A 25,401-nucleotide genomic window follows, 5' to 3' on the forward strand; every position below is an offset into this window, starting at 1 on the left:
ATTTCACGACCACTTTCGAGTCGGGCCGCGATTCGCCCGATTCGTCCAGCACGGCGTGTGCCAGTGCCGGCGGTCGTCTTCGCGCGTTTGTAGGGCGCCGCCGGCCGAGTCTGCCGGCCACACCACCAAATGCGCTACACCGGAACGGACTTCGTGATCGCAGCCGGGGCATCGATAGGTCTTGAGTGCACGCGAGGCCGTGACCGGGCGCACCTCGTATTCGTAGCCGTCGGGCCCCGTTTCCACCCGCCGCCCCGCCGGCGACAGCGAAGGCAGCTGTTGCCGGCGGGGCGGAGTGCGGCGCCGAGCCATGCCGACAAGTCTAATCGGGCAACTCAGAACAGCCGGTACTCGTCGTTGTCCATTCCCCGCATTTTGTCGTAATCCAATGTGAGACAACGTATCCCGCGGTCGGTGGCTAAAGTTCGCGCCTGAGGTTTGATCTGCTGTGCGGCGAACACACCCTTGACGGGCGCGAGAACGGTGTCGCGATTCAGCAATTCGAGATAGCGGGTCAGCTGCTCCACGCCGTCGATCTCGCCGCGACGCTTGATCTCCACCGCAACCGAGCCGCCGTCGGCGTCACGGCACAACAGATCGACGGGGCCGATCGCGGTCATGTACTCGCGGCGCACCAAGGTGTACCCCTCGCCCAGCAGCTGGACATGTTCGGCGAGCAATGCCTGCAGGTGCGCCTCGACCCCGTCCTTGACCAGCCCGGGATCGACGCCCAAGTCGTGGCTGGAGTCGTGCTCGATCTCCTCGACGGTGATGCGCAGCTGTTCGCCCGTCTTGTTCTCCACCACCCATACCGGCGTCTCGCCGATCACCTCTTCGGTCAGCCAGCATGGCGGGCTCATCCAGTTCAGCGGCTTGTAGGCCCGATCGTCGGCGTGCACGCTGACCGACCCATCCGCCTTGAAGAGCAACAACCTACGCGCCGACGGCAGATGCGCCGTGAGCCGGCCAACGTAGTCGACGGTGCACTGGGCGATCACTAGACGCACCCGACTCACCTTAGAGCGTCGTCAACGAATTAGGCTGACGCCACCATGTCGGCCAACAAGACTGTGGCGCAGCGCTTGGGACGGGTGCTCGAAAGGGTCACCCGTCAGAGCGGCCGATTGCAGGAGACGCCCGCCTACGGCTCCCTGCTGCTCGGCCGGGTGACCGAGAGCCAGGGCCGCCGCCGGGTCCGCATCCAGCTCATCCTGACCATCTTCATCCTCGCGGCGAATCTGATCGGGATCGGCGTGGCGGTGCTGCTGTTGGCGGTCGCGTTGCCGTCGCCCAGTATCTTCACCGACGCGCCGGGCTGGATCACCTGGGCCGTCGCGCCCGGATACGTCGCCGTCGCGCTGGCGCTGGGCACCTTCTGGATCACCAACCGAACGATGGCCGCCCTGCGGTGGGCGATCGAGGAGCGCACCCCCACCCCCGACGACGAACGCAACACCTTCCTGGTTCCGTTCTGGCTCGCGATCGGGGTATTAGTGCTGTGGGGCGCCGGCGCGGCGCTGCTGACCACGCTTTACGGGCTGGTCAACAAGCTGTTCATTCCGATCGTCGGGTTCTCGGTGAGCTTTTGCGGCATCCTGGTGGCGACCGCGTGCTACCTGTTCACCGAGTTCGCCCTGCGACCGGTCGCCGCGCAGGCCCTCGAGGCCGGACGCGCCCCGCAGCGGCTGGCGCCGGGCATCATGGGCCGCACCCTGACGGTCTGGCTGCTCGGTTCCGGTGTACCGGTGCTGGGCATCGCACTGATCGCGTTCTTCGCGCTGGTGCTGGGCAATCTGAGCGAGACCCAACTCAGCGTCGCGGTGCTGATCGTCGCGATCGTGACCCTGATCTTCGGCTTCATCCTGATGTGGATCCTGTCCTGGCTGACGGCCACACCCGTGCGGGTGGTGCGTGCCGCGCTCAAGCGGGTCGAGCAGGGCGATCTGCGGGGCGAGCTGGTGGTGTTCGACGGCACCGAACTCGGCGAGTTGCAGCGCGGTTTCAACGCCATGGTCGACGGCCTGCGTGAGCGCGAGCGGGTGCGCGATCTCTTCGGCCGCCACGTCGGGCGCGAGGTCGCCCTGGCGGCCGAGCGCGAGAAGCCGAAACTGGGCGGCGAGGAGCGCCACGTCGCGGTGGTGTTCATCGACATCGTCGGCTCCACGCAACTGGTGACCAGCCAGCCGCCGACCGAGGTCGTCGGTGTGCTCAATCGGTTCTTCGCGATCGTCGTCGAGGAAGTCGACCGGCATCACGGACTGGTCAACAAGTTCGAGGGCGACGCATCGCTGGCCATCTTCGGCGCTCCGAATCACCTCGACCGTCCCGAAGACGAGGCGCTGGCCGCCGCACGCGCGATCTGCAGCCGGCTGGCGCACGAAATGTCCGAGCTGCAGGCCGGCATCGGTGTGGCGGCCGGCCAGGTGGTCGCCGGCAATGTCGGCGCCAAGGAACGGTTCGAATACACCGTGATCGGCGAACCGGTCAACGAGGCGGCCCGGCTGTGCGAGCTGGCCAAGTCACACCCGGGCAGATTGCTGGCGACCGCGGACACTGTGGGGGGTGCGAGCGAAAGCGAAAGCGCCCGTTGGTCTTTGGGTGAGACCGTGACGCTGCGTGGGCACGACCACCCGACCCGCCTGGCCTCGCCCGAACGCAGCGAGTAAACCGTGGCAACTCTCGTCGCCTTCCACGCGCATCCCGACGACGAGGTGGTCCTCACCGGGGGCACGCTGGCGGCGGCGGTGGCCGCGGGGCACCGGGTGGTCCTGGTGACCGCGACCGACGGGCGCATGGGCACCGAGGACGACGACACCCGAATGAATGAATTACAGTCGAGCGCAAGCATTCTCGGCGTGCACCGAGTGGAGTGCCTCGGCTATGCCGACAGTGGCTACGGGCCGATCTTCTACCCGGATCCACCCGGCCGGGTCCGGTTCGCGCGGGCCGAGGTCGAAGCGGCGGCACAGCGACTGGCCGCGATCCTGCGCGACGAGGACGCACAACTGCTGCTGAGCTATCAGACCAACGGCGGATACGGGCACCGGGATCATGTGCAGGTCCATCGCGTCGGCAAGCGTGCCGCCGAGTTGGCCGCGACTCCGCGGGTGCTCGAGGTGACGATGCCGCGCGAGTTACTCGTCCGGGTCTCCAACGTCTGTCGCCTACTGCGACTTCCGGCGCCCTACGATGCCGAAACGGTACGCACCGCGTACGCCCCGCAGGCCACGATCACGCACCGGATCGACGTCCGGGCCTGCGCCCGGCAGAAGCGCGATGCGTTCGCCGCCCACCGCTCGCAGATCGGCGGCGGGCTCGGCGCGCGTCTGTTCGGGTTGGTGATGCTATTGCCGCCGCGGGTGTTCGGACTGGTGTTCAGTCACGAATGGTTCGTCGATCCGGCTGCCCAGCCGGGCCCCCTGCGCCGCAACATCTTTGACGGGTGACCCCAGGAAGAGTGCTGAAGGTGGGCTCGAAGAGCCGAGGCGATCGACGACATTGCCGGCCGCTTCGAGGCCGCGGCGTACGACTCGCCCTCGTCGCGCAGCGGGTCAAACCCGGCGGTAGCCACGATGGCCGGCGGCAAGCATGTGACGCACGCTCCCCCTGTTCACTGCCAACACTTTCCAATGGTGTGACACGGGGCAACATACAACTGGCCGAAGTGCGCATCATTTCGGCCACATCGCGCACCTGCCCGACGTTTACGACAGACTGCGAACCCGCACGGGCACAGTCGCTCTCACCAACGACGCCACCAGTAGCAGGGCGAAGATCAGCAGCGTACCCACACACCAGACGGTGGCCGGCCAACCACCCACGCCGTAGATCAGCCCGCCCAGCGCGCCGGCGACCGAGCCGCCCAGGTAGTAGCTGAACAGGTACAGCGCGGAAGCCTCGGCGCGATCCCGGTATGCCACCGCGCCCACCCATCCGCTGGCCACCGCGTGGGCGGCGAAGAACCCGCCGGTGAAGACCGCGGTCCCGACGACGACCGCGGGCAGTGCATCCGGCAGCGTCATCAGCAAGCCCACGACGGTGATCGGCAGGGCGCAGCCCAGCACCAGCATGCGTCCCCGGCGGTCGGCGAGCCGTCCCGCCGCGGCCGACGTCCAGGTGCCCACCAGATACAGCAGGAACAGCAGGCCCACCACCGATGGCGCCAGCGCGAACGGCGCCGCGGCCAGCCGGTAGCCGAGGTAGTTGTACACGGTGACGAAACCGCCCATCAGCGTAAATGCCAAGGCAAAAAGCTTGAGCAACAGCGGGTTTCGCAGATGCGCCAGGATGCTCTGCGTCGTCACGCGCGGACTCACCGGCTTCGGGGTGAAGAACTGGGAACGGGGCACCAGGAGGGCGAATATCACCGTCGCGGCCAGCGTCGTCGACGAGCACACCAACAGTGCGACCCGCCAGTTGCTGACTTCGAGGACCAGCGCCGGGACGATGCGCCCCGCGCAGCCGCCGATCGTCGTCCCGGCGATGTATCGTCCCATCGCCGATCCCAGCGAAGACGCGTGCACCTCCTCGGCCAGAAACGCCATCGCCACGGCGGGAATCCCGGCGAGCGCGACGCCCTGGGCGGCCCGCCCGGCCAGCAGCACGCCGAGCGAGGGGCTCAACGGCAGCAGCAACCCGATGATGCTGGAGGTGATCCCGGAGATCAGCATCACGGTGATGCGCCCGTAGCGCTCGGAGAGCGCGCTCGCCGGGACGATGGACAACGCCAGCATTCCGGTGGTGAGCGAGACCGTCAGCGCCGCGGTGGCCGGGCCGATCCGGTAGTAGGCCGACAGCGCGGGAAGCAGCGCCTGGGTGCAATACATCGCGGCGAAACTGGCCAGACCCGCACCACACAGCGCCGCGGTCACCCGCCGGTATCCGCGGCTGCCGGCGAGGTGGGCGATCGGAGTCGCGGTGAGCTGGGGCATGACGACGATGCTTCGCGTTGGCCGACTGAATAGGAAATGAATTATTGGCGGTTTTATAATGCGATTCCAACATAAGCAGAGGTGGCGGGCATGGCCGATGGCGACTACGAGTGGTTTCTCACACTCGCCGAGCTCCAACACGTCACCGCGGCGGCTCAACAACTTCACATCGCGCAGCCGACCCTGACCCGGATGCTGGCGCGCCTGGAGCGCCGACTCGGGGTGCCACTGTTCGATCGGCACGGCCGCCGGCTCGCGCTGAGCACCTACGGCCGGATCTTCTACCAGCACGCGCGCCGGGCGCAGTTGGAGCTCGATTCGGCCCGGCGCGAAATCGAGGACCTGAACAACCCGGCCGCCGGGGAGATCCGGCTGGGTTTCCTGAGTTCGTTTGGATCAGTCGTCGTGCCCCGCCTGATCGCCGGGTTCGGCGAGGTGTCACCGCGCGTCACGTTCACCCTCGAGGAGGGTGCCGCCGAGTCCATCAGCGAACGCGTGCTGGAGGGGGCCATCGACGTCGCGGTGGTATCGCCACGGCCACAGAAGCCAACCCTGGCCTGGCGCAGCCTGTTTCGTCAGCGCCTCGGTGTCGCCGTACCCCGCGAGCACCGCCTGACGGACGCGGCGGCGGTGTCGATGACGGACCTCGCCGACGAGCCGTTCATCACGATGCATCCGGGATTTGGTATGCGGCAACTCCTCGATGAGCTTTGTGCCGCAGCGCAATTCCAGCCACGCATCGTCCTGGAATCGACGAACCTGACCACCAACGCCGGGCTGGTGGCCGCCGGGTTGGGCATCAGCCTGACCCCGATCGACGGCGGCGAGCATGCGCCCGGCGTCAGGGTGCTGCCACTGGCCGACGCCGACGCCTACCGCGACATCGGGATGATCTGGGATTCGGCACGACCGTTGTCCCGCTCCGCCCGAGACTTCATCGCCTCGGCGACGCGGCCGGTTTGATTCCGGCGCCAACCCTTGCGCAACGGCGGCCTCCGTAGTATCAAGTACCTGATACTGATCGAGGCGGAGGTACGCAATGGAGCCAACCCACCCCGAGCTCGCCCGGCCATTCGCACCGCATCGGCTGAAGATCTTTTCCGTCATGTTCTCGTTCGTCGGGGCCGTTTTCGTGTTCATGACGATCGCGTCCGCGGTCGGACTGGTGGCCCCGACCATGACCGTGGACGTGATCGCGAACCTGATCTTCGGCATACCGGTCATCCTGTTGCCGTTCATCCTGTTCTGGAAGGCGCCGGGGGAACAGCGATCCAAGTCGGCGCTGGCCGCCGAGCTCGTCATGGTGTACATACCGCTGACCGCCGGCAGCCAGCTCAGCTACGAGTTGCCGTTTCTCCTCGGCCATCCGTTCAGCCTGTGGGGAACCACCACCGATCCCGGCTGGAAGTGGCTGTGGTGGCAGTACGGCTTGGCCGATACGCGCTACCGCAGCGACGACAACTTCATCTTCGGCCTGGAGTTCGGCGCCGTCCTCGCCGGAATCATGCTGTTCGTGGTGTGGACGCGGATGCTGCGCCGAGACCTGCCCGACGAGTCACGAATTCGCTGTCTGTGGTTGAGCTTCTTCGGCATCGCCGTGTTGATCACCGGCACGACGGCCTACTACGTCGCCGAGGTGCGCGCGGGGTTCCACGACATCGGGCAGGGCGCATTTGGCTTCTGGTTCAAGTTTATTGGGGAAAACGTTCCCTATCTGATCCTGCCCTACTTCGTGCTCTACGCCATCTACTATCTGGTGAATCAGCTGACGCGTGAGGCGGGCGCCCACGCGGTGCAGCGTCAAGAGCGGGCCGCCGCGACGCCTTAGCCGCCGGGCCGCCACAGCTCCACCGTGGTGCGCGCCCCGCCGGGCAGCTCGAGAATCTCGATGGGCGTGTCGTCGGGGTCGTAGACGAAGAACATTCGCACGCCACCGATATCGACGATCGGCTCGGTGCGCACCTCGGGATGCTGGCGCCGCACGGCGTCGAAAGTGTCGTCGAGGTCGGCGACGCGAAACGAGATGTTGGTGTAGCCGCGATGCGGACCGGCGGGGCCGGCGGGAACATCGCCGAGAAACAGCAGTTCGACCATCGCTCCCGCGATCAGCCCGCCGACCATGCGACCGTTCTGGGCCGCGCCGCCGGTCACCGCATCGAGTCCGCCACCCTCGAGTTCGACATCGAAGACCACGTCGATGCCCAGCACCGCGGTGTAGAACGCCAACGACCTGTCCATGTCGGAGACACCGATGCACACATGGGAGAAGTTCTCGACGGCAATGGGTCTCGGCTCGGTCATGCGGTCTCCTTTGGGGCGATCGGTCGTTCAAGCATCGCGGAGGGCACGCGCCGACCCGCAGTCATGTCGCTTTTCCGCCAGTCTTGTCGGTCCTCAGGTGTAACTGTGGAAGCGTGCACGACGATTTCGAACGCTGCTACCGGGCGGTCCAGTCCAAGGACGCCCGGTTCGACGGCTGGTTCGTCACCGCGGTGCTGACCACCCGCATCTACTGCCGGCCCAGTTGCCCGGTGCGCCCGCCGTTCGCCCGTAACGTGCGGTTTTATCCGACCGCGGCGGCAGCGCAGCGGGCGGGTTTCCGAGCGTGCAAGCGATGCCGTCCCGACGCCTCACCGGGTTCGCCGGAATGGAACGTGCGCGGCGACGTCGTGGCGCGGGCGATGCGGCTGATCGCCGACGGCACCGTGGACCGCGCCGGGGTGAGCGGTCTGGCCGCCCACCTCGGGTACACCACCCGGCAGCTGGAGCGGCTTTTGCAGGCCGAGGTCGGCGCCGGCCCGCTCGCGCTGGCCCGCGCGCAACGAAGCCAGACCGCCCGGCTGCTGATCGAGACGACCGACCTACCGTTCGGCGACGTCGCGTTCGCAGCAGGCTTCTGCAGCATCCGCCAATTCAACGACACCGTGCGCCTGGTGTTCGAAAGCACACCGACCGACTTGCGCAGGCGCGCGGCGGCCCGGTCCGGATCCGACACGACTTCGACTGGGACAGTGTGCCTTCGGCTGCCGGTACGGACCCCGTTCGCTTACGAAGGCGTCTTCGGTCATCTGGCCGCGGGCGCCGTCCCGGGTTGCGAGGAAGTACGTGACGGCGCATATCGGCGCACCCTGCGGCTCCCGGCCGGCAACGCCGTGGTCGCGCTGACGCCGGCCGTCGACCACGTCCGCTGTCTGCTCGTGCTCGACGACTTCCGCGACCTCACGACCGCGATCGCCCGCTGCCGGCGACTGCTCGACCTCGACGCCGACCCGGAGGCGATCGTGGACACGCTGAGCCGCGACCCGGTGCTGACTCCCGTCGTGGCCAAGGCGCCGGGACAACGCATGCCGCGCACGGTCGATGAGGCCGAACTCGCGGTGCGCGCGGTGCTGGGCCAGCAGGTATCGACCAAGGCCGCACGCACCCACGTCGGCCGATTGGTCGCCGCCTACGGCCAACCGGTGCACGACCCCGACGGCGCACTGACACATGCCTTCCCGTCAATCGAGCAGCTGGCCGAGATCGATCCCGTCCATCTGGCGGTGCCCAAGTCCCGGCAGCGGACGATGGCCGCGCTCGTCACCGGACTGCTCGACGGCAGCGTGGTCCTGGACGCCGGCAGCGACTGGGACAGCGCGCGCACCCAATTGTTGGCCCTGCCGGGTATCGGCCCATGGACCGCCGAGGTGATCGCCATGCGCGGGCTCGGCGACCCGGATGCCTTTCCGGCCAGCGACCTCGGTCTACAGCTCGCCGCCAAAGCGCTGGGCATTCCGACGAATCAACGCAAACTCATTGAGCACAGCGCACATTGGCGCCCCTGGCGCTCGTACGCCACTCAGCACTTGTGGACCACCCTCGAGCATCCGGTAAACCAATGGCCGCCACAGGAGGTCGCATGATCAGCTACCGCACCATCGACAGCCCGATCGGGTTGCTGACCCTGGCGGGGCACGGCTCGGTGTTGACCAATCTGCGGATGGTCGACCAGACCTATGAACCGAGCCGCGCCGACTGGTCGCCCGATCCGGAAGCATTCGGCGCGGCCGTCGACCAACTCGTCGCGTACTTCGCCGGCGAGCTCATGACTTTCGACATCGAACTCGACCTGCGGGGCACCGAATTCCAGCGGCGGGTCTGGAAAGCGCTGCTGACGATTCCGTATGGCGAAACCCGCTCGTACGGGGAAATCGCCGAACAGATCGGGGCGCCCGGCGCCGCACGTGCGGTCGGATTGGCCAACGGCCACAATCCGATCGCGATCGTCGTGCCCTGCCATCGAGTCATCGGCGCCAATGGCAGCCTCACCGGCTTCGGCGGCGGACTGGGCCGAAAGCGCACGCTGCTCGAATTGGAAAACCAGCGCTCGAATTTAACGCTATTCGACTAATGCTGCCGAACGTCGAGTTGTTGTCGCGATTTGCCGCGTACATCCGCAACAACTCGACGTTGGACGGCAAGCGAAAATGCAAAAACACCCCCTGCGCACAGGGGGTGTTTTTGTGTATGTTCGGCGGTGTCCTACTTTTCCACCCGATCGGGCAGTATCATTGGCGCTGACAGGCTTAGCTTCCGGGTTCGGAATGGGACCGGGCGTTTCCCTGTCGCTGTGGCCGCCGTAACTCTATTTATTTTTCATTCAAGTGTTCTGGTGGGGGGTGTGGTATCCCGCTTTTCTGCGGCAAATTGCCGCTGAAAGAATAGTGGTTGCGATTGTGTTGGTAAGTTTTCGGCCGGTTAGTGCCAGTTCCCTGCACTCATTGCTGAGCTTCTAGGTCTGGCCTATCAATCCCGTGGTCTGCGGGGGGCCTTATCCCTCTAAAAGGGTGAGAAACCTGATCTTGGAGAAGGTTTCCCGCTTAGATGCTTTCAGCGGTTATCCTGTCCGAACGTAGCTATCCAGCAGTGCCTCTGGTGAGACAACTGGTGCACTAGAGGTTCGTCCGTCCCGGTCCTCTCGTACTAGGGACAGGTTTCCTCAAGTTTCTGACGCGCGCGGCGGATAGAGACCGAACTGTCTCACGACGTTCTAAACCCAGCTCGCGTGCCGCTTTAATGGGCGAACAGCCCAACCCTTGGGACCTGCTCCAGCCCCAGGATGCGACGAGCCGACATCGAGGTGCCAAACCATCCCGTCGATATGGACTCTTGGGGAAGATCAGCCTGTTATCCCCGGGGTACCTTTTATCCGTTGAGCGACACCCCTTCCACTCGGGGGTGCCGGATCACTAATCCCGACTTTCGTCCCTGCTTGACGTGTAGGTCTCGCAGTCAAGCTCCCTTGTGCATTTACACTCAACACCTGATTGCCGTCCAGGTTGAGGGAACCTTTGGGCGCCTCCGTTACATTTTAGGAGGCAACCGCCCCAGTTAAACTACCCGCCAGGCACTGTCCCTGAACCCGATTAGGGTTCGAAGTTAGGTGTCCAATACGGTCAGAGTGGTATTTCAACAACGACTCCGCTCTAACTGGCGTTAGAGTTTCACAGTCTCCCACCTATCCTACACAAACAGTACCGAACACCAATACCAAGTTGTAGTGAAGGTCCCGGGGTCTTTTCGTCCTGCCGCGCGTAACGAGCATCTTTACTCGTAGTGCAATTTCGCCGAGTCTATGGTTGAGACAGTTGGGAAGTCGTTACGCCATTCGTGCAGGTCGGAACTTACCCGACAAGGAATTTCGCTACCTTAGGATGGTTATAGTTACCACCGCCGTTTACTGGGGCTTAAATTCTCCGCTTCACCCTTACGAGTTAACGGGTCCTCTTAACCTTCCAGCACCGGGCAGGCGTCAGTCCGTATACATCGTCTTGCGACTTCGCACGGACCTGTGTTTTTAGTAAACAGTCGCTTCCCACTGGTTTCTGCGGCCGGTTCCCGCTCCCAGCGCAAGGCTGTTCACGGTAAGCCGGCCCCCCTTCTCCCGAAGTTACGGGGGCATTTTGCCGAGTTCCTTAACCATAGTTATCTCGTACGCCTTGGTATTCTCTACCTGACCACCTGTGTTGGTTTGGGGTACGGGCCATGTATGCGCTCGCTAGAGGCTTTTCTTGGCAGCTGAGGATCACCGAATTCGCCTCAATCGGCTATGCATCACCTCTCAGGAATATGAGCGACGGATTTGCCTATCGCTCTCCCTACAGGCTTGCCCCAGTATTACCACTGACTGGTACGGCTACCTTCCTGCGTCACCCCATTGCTTGACTACTACCCACCCGGGTCCCACGCAGCAGGCGGTCTTCGCACCCCGAAGGGATTGATAGACCACCATTTGGGTGGTTAGCAGAATGGATTCGTCAGGGACGCTCATACACGGGTACGGGAATATCAACCCGTTGTCCATCGACTACGCCTGTCGGCCTCGCCTTAGGTCCCGACTCACCCTGGGCGGACTGGCCTGGCCCAGGAACCCTTGGTCTTTCGGCGGGCAAGGTTCTCACTTGCCTAATCGCTACTCATGCCTGCATTCTCACTCCCCCAAACTCCACCATCGGTTACCCGACAGCTTCGCTGCATGGGGGACGCTCCCCTACCCAACCTTGCGGTTGCCGCGGCTTCGGCGGTGTGCTTGAGCCCCGCTACATTATCGGCGCACAATCACTTGACCAGTGAGCTATTACGCACTCTTTCAAGGGTGGCTGCTTCTAAGCCAACCTCCTGGTTGTCTTTGCGACTGCACATCCTTTTCCACTTAGCACACGCTTAGGGGCCTTAGCCGGCGATCTGGGCTGTTTCCCTTTCGACGTACGGAGCTTATCCCCCGCCGTCTCACTGCCACGCTATACACCACGGCATTCGGAGTTTGGCTGACGTCAGTAACCTAGTAGGGCCCATCGGCCATCCAGTAGCTCTACCTCCGTGGTGAAACACGTAACGCTGCACCTAAATGCATTTCGGGGAGAACCAGCTATCACGGAGTTTGATTGGCCTTTCACCCCTACCCACAGCTCATCCCCTCAGTCTTCAACCTAAGTGGGTTCGGGCCTCCACGCGGTCTTACCCGCGCTTCACCCTGGCCATGGGTAGATCACTCCGCTTCGGGTCCAGAACATGCCACTCAAGCGCCCTATTCAGACTCGCTTTCGCTGCGGCTACCCCACACGGGTTAACCTTGCGACATGTCCCTGACTCGCAGGCTCATTCTTCAAAAGGCACGCCATCACCCCACAAGGAGGCTCTGACGGATTGTAGGCACACGGTTTCAGGTACTATTTCACTCCCCTCCCGGGGTACTTTTCACCATTCCCTCACGGTACTAATCCGCTATCGGTCATCGAGAAGTATTTAGGCTTACCGAGTGGTCTCGGCAGATTCACAGCAGATTTCACGGGCCCGCTGCTACTCGGGAGTTGATAAAAGGCAGGTGCCGGGTTTTCGCGTACCGGGCTCTCACCGTCTACGGCAGACCATCCCAGGCCACTTCCGCTAACCACGACACTTTCTAACTGCCCCTCAGCCAGGTAGAGCTGAGACCTATCAATCCCACAACCCCGCACACACAACCCCTACCCGGTTACACATGCATGCGGTTTAGCCTGTTCCGCGTTCGCTCGCCACTACTAGCGGAATCACAATTGTTTTCTTCTCCTACGGGTACTGAGATGTTTCACTTCCCCGCGTTCCCTCCCGCACCCTATATATTCAGATACGGGTAACACGACATAACTCGTGCTGGGTTTCCCCATTCGGAAATCCTCGGATCAACGCTCGGTTGACAGCTCCCCGAGGCATATCGCAGCCTCCCACGTCCTTCATCGGCTCTCGATGCCAAGGCATCCACCATGTGCCCTTAAACACTTACGAACACAAAAACCAAAAGAAAAATTACACATTTTTGACGAATACGCGGCCACTTGGGCAACGGATCCGTCTAGATGCTCGCAACCACTATTCAATGCTCAAACACCACACCCCACCACCAAGATGGAGGGACACCACATCGACCTCAGCCGGCCGAGTGTTGTCTCAGGGCCCAATAGTGTGTCTGGCGATTGCCTGTTGTTGTGCACCCGGCCCTCGTCCACTACAGACGAGAACCCCTCACGGCTCACACCCCACCAATTGGAGTGTTTCTCGTGGTGCTCCTTAGAAAGGAGGTGATCCAGCCGCACCTTCCGGTACGGCTACCTTGTTACGACTTCGTCCCAATCGCCGATCCCACCTTCGACAGCTCCCTCCAAAAGGTTAGGCCACTGGCTTCGGGTGTTACCGACTTTCATGACGTGACGGGCGGTGTGTACAAGGCCCGGGAACGTATTCACCGCAGCGTTGCTGATCTGCGATTACTAGCGACTCCGACTTCACGGGGTCGAGTTGCAGACCCCGATCCGAACTGAGACCGGCTTTAAAAGGATTCGCTTAACCTTACGGCATCGCAGCCCTTTGTACCGGCCATTGTAGCATGTGTGAAGCCCTGGACATAAGGGGCATGATGACTTGACGTCATCCCCACCTTCCTCCGAGTTGACCCCGGCAGTCTCTCACGAGTCCCCGGCATTACCCGCTGGCAACATGAGACAAGGGTTGCGCTCGTTGCGGGACTTAACCCAACATCTCACGACACGAGCTGACGACAGCCATGCACCACCTGCACACAGGCCACAAGGGAACCGACATCTCTGCCGGCGTCCTGTGCATGTCAAACCCAGGTAAGGTTCTTCGCGTTGCATCGAATTAATCCACATGCTCCGCCGCTTGTGCGGGCCCCCGTCAATTCCTTTGAGTTTTAGCCTTGCGGCCGTACTCCCCAGGCGGGGTACTTAATGCGTTAGCTACGGCACGGATTCCAAGGAAGGAAACCCACACCTAGTACCCACCGTTTACGGCGTGGACTACCAGGGTATCTAATCCTGTTCGCTCCCCACGCTTTCGCTCCTCAGCGTCAGTTACTGCCCAGAGACCCGCCTTCGCCACCGGTGTTCCTCCTGATATCTGCGCATTCCACCGCTACACCAGGAATTCCAGTCTCCCCTGCAGTACTCCAGTCTGCCCGTATCGCCCGCACGCCGAGGGTTAAGCCCCCGGTTTTCACGAACAACGCGACAAACCACCTACGAGCTCTTTACGCCCAGTAATTCCGGACAACGCTCGCACCCTACGTATTACCGCGGCTGCTGGCACGTAGTTGGCCGGTGCTTCTTCTGCAGGTACCGTCACTTGCGCTTCGTCCCTGCTGAAAGAGGTTTACAACCCGAAGGCCGTCATCCCCCACGCGGCGTCGCTGCATCAGGCTTGCGCCCATTGTGCAATATTCCCCACTGCTGCCTCCCGTAGGAGTCTGGGCCGTATCTCAGTCCCAGTGTGGCCGGACACCCTCTCAGGCCGGCTACCCGTCGTCGCCTTGGTAGGCCGTCACCCCACCAACAAGCTGATAGGCCGCGGGCCCATCCCACACCGCAAAAGCTTTCCACCACAGGACATGCGTCTCGTGGTCATATCCGGTATTAGACCCAGTTTCCCAGGCTTATCCCGAAGTGCAGGGCAGATTACCCACGTGTTACTCACCCGTTCGCCACTCGAGTACCTCCGAAGAGGCCTTTCCGTTCGACTTGCATGTGTTAAGCACGCCGCCAGCGTTCGTCCTGAGCCAGGATCAAACTCTCCAAACAAAAACTCCTCGACAAGCGAGGTGTATTTCGAATCAGAGAAAATCTGACCTAACAAAAAGACACCATCTTACTGGCATCAAAAAACGACCATACCCACACACGGGGAGTGTTAAAAGTATGGTCAAAAAACAACAACAAACAAAAACACCAAACACACTATTGAGTTCTCAAACAACACTCTTGCTTGCTTCGCCCGCTTCGGGGCAACCCTGCCAGCTTAATACGGATTCGGCAGAGGCGTCAACCCCCAATTTTCTTGCGATCGTGGTGATCGCTGCGAGGGCAGCCGTGCCAGGTTAGTACCAATCCGGCGAGGGAGTCAAGGCCCCGGTCTCGGTCTCCGTCGAGTGGTGACCGCGCCTGTGGGGCACTGACTTTGGCTACTGTACCCGCTCGATCTCCGCTCCCAAAATCGCCAGGTTTTCGACGAACAACGGGTAGCCGCGATCGATGTGGAAGACGTCGTGAACCTCGGTGTCACCGTCGGCGACGAGGCCGGCAAGCACCAGGCCGGCGCCGGCCCGGATGTCCGAACACCAGACCGGGGCGCTGGAAAGCTGCGGCAGTCCCCGCACCACGGCGTGATGGCCGTCGGTGCGGGCGTCGGCGCCGAGCCGGATCATTTCTTCGACAAATCGGAAGCGAGCCTCGAACACGTTCTCGGTGATCATCGAGGTGCCGTCGGCGATCGACGCCAGCGCAATCGCCATCGGTTGCAGGTCGGTCGGAAAACCCGGAAACGGCAACGTCGCAACGTTCATGGCCTTCGGGCGCTCGTACTGGCTCACGCGAAAGCTGTTGTCCGTCTGGGTGACGGTGGCACCGGCATCGTGCAGCTTGTGCAGCACCACCTGAAGGTGCGCCGGGTCGATGCCGCTCACCGAGATGTCACCGCGGGTAATGGCAGCGGCGATCCCCCAGGTGGCGGCCACGATGCGGTCGCCGATCACCCGGTGCTCGGTGGGGTACAGCCGCGGCACCCCGGTGATCGTCATGGTCGGCGATCCCGCACCTTCGATCTGCGCGCCCATCTGGTTGAGCATCGTGCAGAGATCGACGACGTCGGGCTCCCGCGCCGCGTTGTGGATCGTGGTAACCCCTTCGGCGACGACGGCGGCCATCAGGATGTTCTCGGTGGCGCCCACCGAGGGGAATTCGAGTTGAATCTCCGCGCCGCGCAAGGTATCTGCGTGAGCGACGACGCAGCCGTGCTCGATGTTGCATGTTGCGCCCAGTTGGCGCAGGCCCGCCTGATGCATGTCCAGGGGACGCGATCCGATCGCGTCACCACCGGGCAGCGCGACCTTGGCCCGCTTGCATCGTCCGACCAGCGGCCCGAGCACACACACCGAAGCCCGGAACTGCCGCACGGCCGCGAAGTCCGCGTCGTACTTCGGTTCGTCGGGTGAGGTGATGCGGGCGACGTCGCCGTCCAGTTCGACGGTGGCACCCAGCCCGCGCAGGACCTCGGCCATCAACGGCACATCGAGGATGTCGGGGCAGTTGGTGATCGTGCTGGTGCCTTCGGCCAGCAGGGTCGCGGCCATCAGCTTGAGCACGCTGTTCTTGGCGCCCCCTACCGCGACTTCGCCGGACAACCGGTTGCCGCCGGTCACCACGAATCGCTCAGCCACCCGCGTCAGTCTAGTGAAGCGGTATCGGCTTGTCAGTCAGCGAACTCACTTCTGGCGAGTACGGTTTGTTCATGGCAGTACACCTGACCCGCATCTATACCCGGACCGGCGACGACGGAACCACGGGATTGAGCGACTTCTCGCGGGTCTCGAAAAACGACCCCCGCCTGGTCGCGTACGCGGACTGCGACGAGGCCAACGCCGCGATCGGCGTCGCCATCGCGCTGGGGCAGCCCGATCCCGAAATCGCGGGCGTGTTGCGCCAGGTTCAAAACGACTTGTTCGACGCCGGTGCGGATCTGTCGACGCCGGTCGTGGACAACCCGAAAGTTCCTCCGTTGCGTGTCGCCCAGTCCTACATCGACCGGCTCGAGGGATGGTGCGACAAACACAACGAGGCGCTTCCGGCGCTGAATTCCTTTGTGCTACCGGGTGGTTCGCCGTTGTCGGCGCTGTTGCACGTCGCCCGCACCGTGGTGCGTCGCGCCGAGCGATCAGCCTGGGCCGCAGTCGATTCCGCGCCGAACGACGTCAACGTGCTGCCGGCGAAATACCTGAATCGATTGTCGGATCTGCTCTTCATCCTGTCACGCGCGGCCAACCCGGAGGGCGACGTGCTGTGGAAGCCGGGCGGCGGCGCCTAAATCCGTTGCACCACTACGCATTTAGTCAGACGCTGCGACGCCGCGCGCGCGGTGACGGACGAGACTCCAGCCACGACAAGAACGCGGTCAGCGCGCCCTGATCGAGCGCGATTTCGTAACCGGATCTGCGTTCCTGCGTGGTATCGCGCAGCTCGAGCACCACGATCTCGTCGGTCATGATGTCGAACTCGTCGCCGCGCGGTGCGCGCCGGGCGACGATCTCGACACCTCGCCGGGACAGCCGTCGATCCGGCCACAGGCGCAGGCTGGACAGCCGATAGAAAGCGGCCTCGCCACCGCGGTAGCGGATCACGCCGTGCCGCCAGCCGTGACCTCCGACCGCCGGGATGTCGCGCATGATGCCAGCGGTGCCGCCCTGCCGCAGCTTCCACAGCCGATAGCTCAGCGCCAGCACGGCCGCGCCTAACACGACGACGAGCACGACCATGCCGATCATGGGCGCGCTCATGGCCGGCTAGTCGATCGCGCCGACGGCGCGCAATCTGGCGCGCCCCCTGGCGGCAGTACGAGGATCGTCGGATTCCGCATCCTGCTTGGCCGCAGCCTCGTCGATCTCCGACTCGAACTCGGCGGACTCGGCGAGAATGGTGACGCTCTCCTCGGTCACCGACAAGAACCCACCGTCCACCGCCACCCGCAGGTCGTCTTGGCCTTCCCGCTCGACGCGCACCATGGCGTCGTCGACCAGCTGGGCCACCAACGGGATGTGTCGGGGCAGGATGCCGATCTCGCCGACGGTGGTGCGGGTGAACAGGAACGTCGCCTCACCCGACCAGATCTTCCGGTCTACGGCGACGATCTCGACGTTCAATTCAGCCATGCCACACCACCTTTCGACTCGTCGAAGAGACTAGAGCTTGGCGCCAAGGCTCTCGGCCTTCTTGGCCAGGTCGTCGAGACCACCGATCAGGAAGAACGCCTGCTCGGGCACGTGGTCGAACTCACCCTTGGTCAGCCGGTCGAACGACTCGATGGTCTCCTTCAGCGGGACCGTCGAACCCGGCTGACCGGTGAACTGCTCGGCCGCCATCATGTTCTGCGACAGGAACCGCTCGATACGCCGGGCCCGGTTGACCAACTGCTTGTCCTCTTCCGACAGCTCGTCGATACCGAGGATGGCGATGATGTCCTGAAGGTCCTTGTACCGCTGCAGGATTCGGATGACTTCCTGTGCGACCCGGTAGTGCTCGTCACCGACGACGCCGGGGTCGAGGATGGTCGAGCTCGACGCCAGCGGGTCCACCGCCGGGAAGATGCCCTTGGAGAACACCGAACGCGACAGCTCGGTGGTGGCGTCCAGGTGGGCGAACGTCGTCGCCGGTGCGGGGTCGGTGTAGTCGTCGGCGGGCACGTACACGGCCTGCATGGACGTAATCGACTTGCCACGCGTCGAGGTGATGCGCTCCTGCAGTTCACCCATTTCGTCGGCCAGCGTCGGCTGGTAGCCCACCGCGGACGGCATCCGGCCGAGCAGCGTCGACACCTCCGAACCCGCCTGGGTGAAACGGAAGATGTTGTCGATGAACAGCAGCACGTCCTGGCCCGCCTCGTCGCGGAACCACTCCGCCATCGTCAACGCGGACAACGCCACTCGCATACGGGTGCCGGGCGGCTCGTCCATCTGACCGAATACCAGTGCGGTGTCCTTGAGCACGTTGGCTTCTTGCAGCTCGACCCAGAGGTCGTTGCCTTCACGGGTGCGCTCCCCCACGCCGGCGAACACCGACGTACCACCGAAGTTGCGCGCAATACGGTTGATCATCTCCTGGATCAGCACCGTTTTGCCCACGCCGGCACCGCCGAACAGCGCGATCTTGCCACCACGCACGTACGGGGTCAGCAGGTCGACGACCTTGAGGCCGGTCTCGAGCATCTCGGTGCGCGGCTCGAGTTCCTCGAACGGCGGCGGCTTACGGTGAATCGACCAGTGCTCGAAGTCTTCTCCGTATCCGGGCTCGTCCATGCAGCGACCCAGCGCGTCGAAGACGTGGCCCTTGACTTCCTGGCCGACCGGCACCGAGATCGAGGCGCCGGTGTCGATGACCTCGACGCCGCGCACCAGGCCGTCGGTGGGCTGCAGCGAGATGGTGCGGACCAGGTTGTCACCCAGGTGCTGGGCGACCTCGAGCGTGAGCGTCTTCTTCAGCTCTTCGAACGTGATATCGGCATGCAGCGCGTTGAACAACGCCGGGACGGAGCCGCGCGGGAACTCGACGTCGACGACCGGTCCCGTGATCCGCACCACGCGTCCGCTGGTGTCGGCGCTTGTCGACTTCTTGCTCTTTTCGGCAGTCGCAGTCATTTTTTTCTTCGCTTCCTCGTGGTGCTATCGGGCTCGGGCGTCGGCGAGCGCGTTTGCGCCGCCGACGATTTCGCTGATCTCTTGGGTGATCTGGGCCTGCCGCTCGCGGTTCGCCATGAGCGTCAACGCCTTGATGAGGTCGTCGGCGTTGTCGGTCGCAGACTTCATCGCCCGCTGGCGCGACGCCAGCTCCGACGCCGCCGATTCCAGCAGCGCGGTGTAGACGCGAGTGGTCACATAGCGCGGCAACAGCGCGTCGAACAGTGTGGTCGCATCCGGCTCGAATGAATACAGGGTATGCAGTGGCTCCGGCTCGTCGGCGTACTCGACCACCATCGGAGCCATCCGGTGGGCCACCGTGGCCTGTGACAACATCGACTTGAATTCCGTGTAGACGATGTGCAATTCGTCGACGGCCTCGACGTCAGATTCCTCTTCGGCGCCGTCGCTGCCGGGGATGAAAGCGTCCACCAGCGTGGAAGCGATCTCGGCGGCCTTCTCAACGGTGGGTTGCTCGGAGAAGCCGGTCCAGGAATCGGTGATGTTCCAGTTCCGGAAACTGTAGTAGCCCAACGCCTTACGGCCGACTACGTACAGCACCGGCGTTTTGCCTTCTTCCCGCAGCAGCGAAAACAGCTCCTCGGCGCGGCGGAACACGCTGGAGTTGTAGGCGCCACACAGACCTCGGTCCGAGGAGACCACCAGCACGCCGGCCCGTTTCGGTTCGGGCCGCTCGACCAGCAACGGGTGATCCAGCGCCGCCTCGCTGGACAGCGTGGTCAGCATGTTGGTGATCTCTTCCGTATACGGGCGGGCAGCCTGAAGTCGGCTCTGGGCCTTGCCGATACGCGATGTCGCGATCAGCTCCTGGGCCTTGGTGATCTTCTTGATCGCACCGGCGGACCGAATCCGTCCGCGCAACTCGCGAAGTGTGGCAGCCATCGAGTACTACTTCTTCTTCTCTTCCGGCGCCGGCTTGTTGACCTTTACCGATTCCTTGGCCAGGTCCTCTTCGTCGAGGGCCTCGACATGTTCGTCCGGCACCACCGAGCCGCCACCCGTGGCGGCGAAGCCCTTCTTGAACTTCTTGATGATTTCCTCGAGCTGCTTCTCGGCCTCTTCGGAAAGCTTTCCGCTGTCCCGGATTGCGGTCAGGGTGCTCTCCTCCGACGCCCGCATGTGGTCGAGCAACTCGGTCTCGAAGCGGCTGACGTCCTCGACGGGCACCGAGTCCAGATGACCGCCGGTGCCCAGGAAGATCGAAACCACTTGCTCCTCAACGGGCAGCGGCTGGTACTGCGGCTGCTTGAGCAGCTCGACCAGCCGGGCGCCGCGATCCAGCTGCGCCTTGGAGGTGGCGTCCAGGTCCGAGGCGAACGCGGCGAATGCTTCCAGCTCGCGGTACTGCGACAGGTCCAAGCGGAGACTTCCTGCTACCTCTTTCATGGCCTTGATCTGCGCGGCACCACCGACTCGGGACACCGAGACACCGACGTTGATGGCCGGCCGCACGCCCTGGTTGAACAGGTCGGACTCCAGGAAGCACTGCCCGTCGGTGATCGAGATGACGTTGGTGGGGATGTAGGCCGAGATGTCGTTGGCCTTGGTCTCGATGATCGGCAGGCCGGTCATCGAACCGCCACCGAGCTCGTCGGAGAGCTTCGCGCAGCGCTCCAGCAGCCGAGAGTGCAGGTAGAACACGTCACCCGGGTAGGCCTCGCGGCCCGGCGGGCGACGGAGCAGCAGCGAGATGGCGCGGTACGCCTCGGCCTGCTTGCTCAGGTCGTCGAAGACGATCAGCACGTGCTTGCCGTCGTACATCCAGTGCTGGGCGATCGCCGAACCGGTGTACGGCGCAAGCCATTTGAACCCGGCGGAGTCAGACGCCGGCGCCGCGACGATGGTGGTGTAGTCCATCGCGCCACCCTCTTCCAGCGCGCGCCGCACCGAGGCAATGGTGGTGCCCTTCTGGCCGATGGCCACGTAGACGCAGCGCACCTGCTTCTTCTCGTCGCCGCTCTCCCAGTTCTGCCGCTGGTTGAGGATCGTGTCGACGCAGACGGCGGTCTTGCCGGTCTTGCGGTCACCGATGATCAACTGGCGCTGGCCACGACCGATCGGGGTCATCGCGTCGATGGCCTTGATGCCGGTCTGCAGCGGCTCGCTGACGCTTTGGCGCTGAACCACCGACGGCGCCTGGATTTCCAGCGCGCGTCGGGTGTCGGTCTCGATGTCGCCTTGGCCGTCGATCGGCTCGCCCAGCGGGTTGACCACGCGGCCCAAAAACGCGTCGCCGACGGGCACCGAGAGGACCTCGCCGGTCCGCTTGACCTGTTGGCCTTCCTCGATCTTCTCGAAGTCACCCAGGATGACCGCACCGACGCTGTGCTCGTCGAGGTTGAGCGCGACGCCAAGCACCCCGCCGGAGAACTCGAGCAGTTCCTGGGTCATCACCGACGGCAGACCATCGACGTGCGCGATGCCGTCTCCGGCGTCGACGACGGTGCCAACCTCTTCGCGAGAGGTGTCGGAAGTAAAGGAGCCTACGTACTCCTCGATTGCGCTCTGGATGTCATCAGCGGAGATTGTCAACTCGGCCATGGCTTTTCGTCTTCCTACTTGATTCTGTCGTTCGCGAGGTTTTGGTTCGTGTTCAGTCGGGCACTTGAGCCTCGGCCGCGGCAAGGCGAGACGAGAGCGTCCCGTCGATCACCTCGTCGGCCACAGAGATCAGCAGTCCACCGAGCAATTCCCGGTCGATCTGCAGGTGCACCGTCACCGGATGACCGTAGATGCGACCGAGCACCTCGGTGAGGCGGGTCCGCTGGGCGTCGCTGAGCTCGGCCGCCGCACTGACTTGAGCGATGACTTCGCCGCGGCGAGCCACCGCCACTTCTGCCAGGAAGCCGATGGCCTCTTCGGCCGACTGACCGCTCAGCAGCTCGATCGTCTGGGTCAACAGTGACAGCACGATCGGGTTGACCCGAGCGCTCGAACTCTCAAGTACGTTGCGCAACAACGCGACTCGCCGCTCGGCCGGTACGACATAGTCGCCCAGCAAGATCGCCAATCGCGGCTGGGCATCCAGAACCCGCGAAAAACGGAAGAGCTGGTCTTCGACCTCGTCGACCTGTCCGTCGCGCTCGGCGATCTCCAGCAGCGCCTGTCGTGACACGTGCTCGATCGCATCGCCCAGATCGGCGTTGGCCGACCAACGCTCCGAGACCGCCGCACGCAGCACCTCGAGGGTGGCGTCGCCGACCTTGCCGGACACCAGTCGCTCCATCAGCCGAACGCGGGGCGACGCGTCTTCGGCAGGCACGGTGAGGTAGCGCGTGACGACGGCTTCCCGGCTCAGCAGTTGACCCACCGATACCAGTTCGGCCGACAGCGTGGACAGCGCGTTGTTGTCCAGGCCTTTGGCGATCGCGGTGAATCGGTCCGACAGGTTGGCCAGCGCTTCCCGGCTCGACGAGCGCAGCTTGGCCAGCAGCGGATACTGAACGTCGGCCGATGACGGTGCCATTTCGTCCAGCTCGTCCAGGAATCGGTCCACGGTGGACGCTTGCTGGTCGGTGTCGGCGACGTAGTTGCGCACCAATTCCCGTGCCTGACGCACGGATTCGTGACCAAGCTCCAGGCGAAGCTGGCGACTCAGCTGGGTCCGCAGCAACTCGACCTGCCGCGATCCCTGCCCGGTGATGCGCGCCGCCTCGACTTCGGCCTGAGCGCGCAACTGCTCGGTGATGCGCTCCGCGTCGGACTTGGCCTCTTCGACGACGCGTTCGGCTTCCGACTTCGCGGATTCGACGGCCTTGCTATGCGCGGCGGTCGAATCGGCCAACCGGTCGGCGGCCTTCGCCGAGTCCTCCAACTGCTGGCGCACCGTGTTCTGGCGAGCGGCCATCAAATTGCGTACTGGCGGCACGACATAACGCACCACCAGGAACACGATTGCGGCGAAGCCGATCAGCTGCCCAATAAACGTCGACATTGATGGTTACCTTGTCGCGGCAGTGGTTGTGACGTCGACACCGAGGATGCGGCTGGCCAGCGTCGCCGACATGGCAGCCACGTTGGCGCGCAAATCCAGTTCCACGGCGTCCCTTTCCCGCTTCAGTTGCTCGGCGGCGGTCTGCACGGTCGATGCGACCTGCTGCTCGGCGCGGGCGCGCGCGTCCTCGATGACCTTACGACCCTCGGCCCGGGCGTTGTCCCGGTAGGACGACGCTTGAACGCGGGCTTCCCGCATCGCCTCGTCGTAATCCGCTTGGGCGGCTTCGAACTGCTCGTTCGCCTTCTTGTTGTCGGTGGCGGTCTTGGCGACCATTGCGTCGCGTTCACGCAACACCTTCATGACCGGCGGCACGACAAACGTGCCGATGACGGCCAGCACGATCAAGAAGATCGCCAGCACGAAGAAGAAAGTGCCGTTGGGGACGAGGAAGTTATTGCCCCCCTCGGCTGCTAACTGGCTGGACGCCAGAACGCTACGGCTCGCGTCACCCATCACTGCGAACTAGCCGACGGGAGTGGCGAATACGAACAGCGCCATGAAGGCCAGGTTGATGAAGTACGCCGCCTCAACCAGACCGACGGTGATGAAGAACGGCGTGAACAACCGGCCTTGCGCCTCCGGCTGACGGGCGATTCCCGCAACCAGCGCGTTACCGGCGATACCGTCACCGATACCGGCACCGATTGCGCCGCCGCCCATGATGATTCCACCGCCGATGAGAGCAGCGGCAGCGACTTGGGGGTCCAGGGCCATTCTTATCCTCCTTGTAACTGGTAGGGGTCTACCAGGCTTTCTGTAATGGTTTGTGGCTCAGGCCGATTCAGCCTGGTCTCAGTCATGGTGATCCTCGATCTCCATGGCTTGGCTGAAGTACAGGATGGTCAGGATCGAGAAGATGAACGCCTGAATCGCACCGACGAACAGGTCGAAGGATTTCCAGATCGCGTTCGGCGCCCACATGATGTAGGGCGGGAAGAGCGCGATCAGCGCGACCAGGATGCCGCCGGCGAAGATGTTGCCGAAAAGTCGCAGCGACAACGAGATCGGCTTGGCGAGTTCCTCGACGAGGTTGATCGGCGCGAGGAACGCCACGTGCCCCTTGAGCACCGCCAGCGGGTGTCCGACGATGCCGCGGCGCCAGATGCCCGCGACGTGGTAGCAGACGAAAACGAAAAGGGCCAGGGCGAGAACGTAATTGATGTCCGCGGCCGCCGAGCTGAGCAATTCGGTGGTGCGCCCGGACTTGTCGGTGTACTGCAACGGCAGCACCGACAGCCAGTTGGAGATCAGGATGAAGATGAAGATGGTGACAGCCAACGGCAAGACGAACGGCGCGATCCGCATCCCCACCGCGCTCTCGATCTGATCGCGCATCTGGACGGTGATGGCCTCCCAGAACAGCTGCACGCCGCTGGGAACGCCGGTCGAGGTGATCTTCGCGCGCAGGAAGAAGGCCAGCGCGATCACGATCAGCGCCGCAATGCCGGTCGACAAAATCGTGTCGGTGTTGACGGTCATCCCAAGCCAGGTGGCGTGGGTGTGCTCGCCGACCTCGATTGCGCCCTCGGCCAGGAACCTCGTCTCACTCATCGCTGGTGTTCCCTCTTTCGGTACCTTCGGAGGCCGACTCCGCCCAGTCGCCGGCGCGCAGCTTCTTCCATACCGGCAGTGCGGTCGAGAGCACCAACACCACCTGGAACAGGGCCAAGCCGAACACCACGCCCAGGCCGGCGGGCCGGAAGATGTAAGCAATGACCAAGCCGATGACGGTGATGATCGCCAGCCGCGTCGCCGAGTTCAGCGCCATCGTGCTTTTCATCGGATGTTCTTTCGCGGTTATCGATGCAACCGAGCGGCGCACCAGAAGCGCGTTGAGCAAACCCAGCAGCAATCCGACGCCGAAGAACACTCCGACCATCAGATGACCGCCGAAATAGGCGGCAGCTACCGCCACCGTGGTGATCGCGGCGCAGACCACCAGCAGCCGCAACGGATTGAATGCAACAGAGGGAAACACCAACGGCGCGTCCTGCGCTGGTGTCGTCACTGCAGCACCTCAATCCGGACTGGTGGAGCGGAAAACTTCCGACCGACTGATCGGTAGCCCGCCGAGCGTATCGCACGTCACAGTGGATTCTCTCAAGGGGTAGCTCCCTTAGTCGGTCGTCGATCGGCGCTGTCGGAAAACGATCCGGCGGGCCGATTGGCCGGCAACCCTCAAGATTCTTTTTGGGGTTCTACCA

Annotated in this window: 22 protein-coding genes, 3 rRNA genes and 1 pseudogene; 7 read left to right on the forward strand and 19 right to left on the reverse strand. The window is 63.6% G+C overall.

Features of this window, described 5'->3' with window-relative positions; translation table 11 throughout:
* Positions 1-3: 3 nt before the first annotated feature.
* On the reverse strand, positions 4-312 hold the full coding sequence (locus BN973_RS21120) for a hypothetical protein (protein WP_036470679.1): 309 nt from the start codon (positions 310-312) through the stop codon (positions 4-6).
* A gap of 23 nt (positions 313-335) precedes the next feature.
* Positions 336-1,007 carry an endonuclease NucS gene (gene nucS, locus BN973_RS21125; protein ID WP_036470682.1) on the reverse strand — a complete coding sequence of 224 codons (672 nt, stop codon included), beginning with the start codon at positions 1,005-1,007 and terminating at the stop codon, positions 336-338.
* Between the two features lie 45 nt (positions 1,008-1,052).
* Between nucS and BN973_RS21130 the strand changes: the two genes are divergently transcribed.
* Positions 1,053-2,666 (forward strand): adenylate/guanylate cyclase domain-containing protein, encoded by a 1,614-nt coding sequence (locus BN973_RS21130; protein ID WP_036470685.1) that lies wholly within the window; start codon positions 1,053-1,055, stop codon positions 2,664-2,666.
* A gap of 3 nt (positions 2,667-2,669) precedes the next feature.
* Complete coding sequence (locus tag BN973_RS21135; protein WP_036470687.1) at positions 2,670-3,446, forward strand: PIG-L deacetylase family protein; 777 nt, start codon at positions 2,670-2,672, stop codon at positions 3,444-3,446.
* On the opposite strand, the pseudogene BN973_RS31155 reads toward BN973_RS21135, so the two are convergent.
* Positions 3,380-3,592: pseudogene (locus tag BN973_RS31155) on the reverse strand (hypothetical protein); the annotation flags it as partial. The gene BN973_RS21135 and the pseudogene BN973_RS31155 overlap by 67 nt on opposite strands.
* 112 nt (positions 3,593-3,704) lie before the next feature.
* The gene (locus BN973_RS21140; protein ID WP_084163482.1) at positions 3,705-4,931 is read right to left on the reverse strand and encodes an MFS transporter; all 1,227 of its coding nucleotides are present in this window, start codon (positions 4,929-4,931) and stop codon (positions 3,705-3,707) included.
* A 90-nt stretch (positions 4,932-5,021) separates the two neighbouring features.
* Between BN973_RS21140 and BN973_RS21145 the strand changes: the two genes are divergently transcribed.
* Both BN973_RS21145 and BN973_RS21150 read left to right on the forward strand, forming a co-directional pair.
* Positions 5,022-5,894 (forward strand): LysR family transcriptional regulator, encoded by an 873-nt coding sequence (locus BN973_RS21145; protein WP_036472815.1) that lies wholly within the window; start codon positions 5,022-5,024, stop codon positions 5,892-5,894.
* Between the two features lie 76 nt (positions 5,895-5,970).
* On the forward strand, positions 5,971-6,759 hold the full coding sequence (locus tag BN973_RS21150) for an emopamil-binding protein (protein ID WP_051641388.1): 789 nt from the start codon (positions 5,971-5,973) through the stop codon (positions 6,757-6,759).
* Here BN973_RS21150 and BN973_RS21155 read toward each other — a convergent pair.
* The gene (locus BN973_RS21155) at positions 6,756-7,232 is read right to left on the reverse strand and encodes a VOC family protein (RefSeq protein ID WP_036470688.1); all 477 of its coding nucleotides are present in this window, start codon (positions 7,230-7,232) and stop codon (positions 6,756-6,758) included. The genes BN973_RS21150 and BN973_RS21155 overlap by 4 nt on opposite strands.
* A gap of 113 nt (positions 7,233-7,345) precedes the next feature.
* Here BN973_RS21155 and BN973_RS21160 point away from each other — a divergent pair, with 113 nt between their 5' ends.
* Together BN973_RS21160 and BN973_RS21165 are read left to right on the forward strand one after the other, a co-directional pair.
* Entirely contained in the window at positions 7,346-8,833 is a 1,488-nt protein-coding gene (locus BN973_RS21160) for a DNA-3-methyladenine glycosylase 2 family protein (protein WP_036470689.1), read from the forward strand.
* A complete protein-coding gene (locus BN973_RS21165; protein WP_036470690.1) occupies positions 8,830-9,321 on the forward strand; it encodes a methylated-DNA--[protein]-cysteine S-methyltransferase in 492 nt (163 codons plus the stop codon). Before BN973_RS21160 ends, BN973_RS21165 begins: the two co-directional genes overlap by 4 nt.
* A gap of 118 nt (positions 9,322-9,439) precedes the next feature.
* On the opposite strand, the gene rrf is transcribed toward BN973_RS21165, so the two are convergent.
* The 4 genes from rrf to murA all read right to left on the reverse strand — a co-directional run bounded on the left by rrf (position 9,440) and on the right by murA (position 16,173).
* Positions 9,440-9,552: ribosomal RNA gene (gene rrf, locus BN973_RS21170) — 5S ribosomal RNA — on the reverse strand.
* A gap of 96 nt (positions 9,553-9,648) precedes the next feature.
* Positions 9,649-12,734: ribosomal RNA gene (locus BN973_RS21175) — 23S ribosomal RNA — on the reverse strand.
* A gap of 286 nt (positions 12,735-13,020) precedes the next feature.
* A 16S ribosomal RNA gene (locus tag BN973_RS21180) occupies positions 13,021-14,539 on the reverse strand.
* Together the 16S, 23S and 5S rRNA genes form the textbook arrangement of a ribosomal RNA operon.
* A 380-nt stretch (positions 14,540-14,919) precedes the next feature.
* Complete coding sequence (gene murA / locus BN973_RS21185) at positions 14,920-16,173, reverse strand: UDP-N-acetylglucosamine 1-carboxyvinyltransferase (RefSeq protein ID WP_036470692.1); 1,254 nt, start codon at positions 16,171-16,173, stop codon at positions 14,920-14,922.
* Between the two features lie 71 nt (positions 16,174-16,244).
* Between murA and BN973_RS21190 the strand changes: the two genes are divergently transcribed.
* Complete coding sequence (locus BN973_RS21190) at positions 16,245-16,817, forward strand: cob(I)yrinic acid a,c-diamide adenosyltransferase (protein WP_036470694.1); 573 nt, start codon at positions 16,245-16,247, stop codon at positions 16,815-16,817.
* Between the two features lie 25 nt (positions 16,818-16,842).
* On the opposite strand, the gene BN973_RS21195 is transcribed toward BN973_RS21190, so the two are convergent.
* The 10 genes from BN973_RS21195 to BN973_RS21240 form a co-directional block, all read right to left on the reverse strand.
* On the reverse strand, positions 16,843-17,286 hold the full coding sequence (locus tag BN973_RS21195; protein ID WP_036470696.1) for a DUF2550 domain-containing protein: 444 nt from the start codon (positions 17,284-17,286) through the stop codon (positions 16,843-16,845).
* A gap of 6 nt (positions 17,287-17,292) precedes the next feature.
* Positions 17,293-17,658 carry a F0F1 ATP synthase subunit epsilon gene (locus BN973_RS21200; RefSeq protein WP_025735169.1) on the reverse strand — a complete coding sequence of 122 codons (366 nt, stop codon included), beginning with the start codon at positions 17,656-17,658 and terminating at the stop codon, positions 17,293-17,295.
* Between the two features lie 30 nt (positions 17,659-17,688).
* On the reverse strand, positions 17,689-19,140 hold the full coding sequence (gene atpD / locus BN973_RS21205) for a F0F1 ATP synthase subunit beta (RefSeq protein ID WP_036470698.1): 1,452 nt from the start codon (positions 19,138-19,140) through the stop codon (positions 17,689-17,691).
* 24 nt (positions 19,141-19,164) lie between these two features.
* The gene (locus BN973_RS21210; RefSeq protein ID WP_036470700.1) at positions 19,165-20,082 is read right to left on the reverse strand and encodes a F0F1 ATP synthase subunit gamma; all 918 of its coding nucleotides are present in this window, start codon (positions 20,080-20,082) and stop codon (positions 19,165-19,167) included.
* 6 nt (positions 20,083-20,088) lie between these two features.
* Positions 20,089-21,741 carry a F0F1 ATP synthase subunit alpha gene (gene atpA, locus BN973_RS21215; protein ID WP_036470701.1) on the reverse strand — a complete coding sequence of 551 codons (1,653 nt, stop codon included), beginning with the start codon at positions 21,739-21,741 and terminating at the stop codon, positions 20,089-20,091.
* 52 nt (positions 21,742-21,793) lie between these two features.
* Positions 21,794-23,134: a F0F1 ATP synthase subunit B/delta gene (locus BN973_RS21220; protein ID WP_036470702.1), complete on the reverse strand. Its 1,341-nt coding sequence runs from the start codon at positions 23,132-23,134 to the stop codon at positions 21,794-21,796.
* Positions 23,135-23,140: 6 nt separating this feature from the next.
* Positions 23,141-23,650 carry a F0F1 ATP synthase subunit B gene (locus BN973_RS21225; protein ID WP_036470703.1) on the reverse strand — a complete coding sequence of 170 codons (510 nt, stop codon included), beginning with the start codon at positions 23,648-23,650 and terminating at the stop codon, positions 23,141-23,143.
* Between the two features lie 9 nt (positions 23,651-23,659).
* Positions 23,660-23,905, reverse strand: a complete 246-nt coding sequence (locus BN973_RS21230; protein WP_090609504.1) for a F0F1 ATP synthase subunit C — start codon at positions 23,903-23,905, stop codon at positions 23,660-23,662.
* Positions 23,906-23,989: 84 nt separating this feature from the next.
* The gene (gene atpB, locus BN973_RS21235) at positions 23,990-24,748 is read right to left on the reverse strand and encodes a F0F1 ATP synthase subunit A (protein WP_036470705.1); all 759 of its coding nucleotides are present in this window, start codon (positions 24,746-24,748) and stop codon (positions 23,990-23,992) included.
* On the reverse strand, positions 24,741-25,205 hold the full coding sequence (locus BN973_RS21240) for an ATP synthase subunit I (protein ID WP_036470706.1): 465 nt from the start codon (positions 25,203-25,205) through the stop codon (positions 24,741-24,743). The genes atpB and BN973_RS21240 overlap by 8 nt, the downstream gene beginning before the upstream one ends.
* Positions 25,206-25,401 lie beyond the last annotated feature (196 nt).

The sequence above is a fragment of the Mycobacterium triplex genome, from assembly GCF_000689255.1.
In the GTDB taxonomy this organism is placed as follows: Bacteria; Actinomycetota; Actinomycetes; order Mycobacteriales; family Mycobacteriaceae; genus Mycobacterium; species Mycobacterium triplex.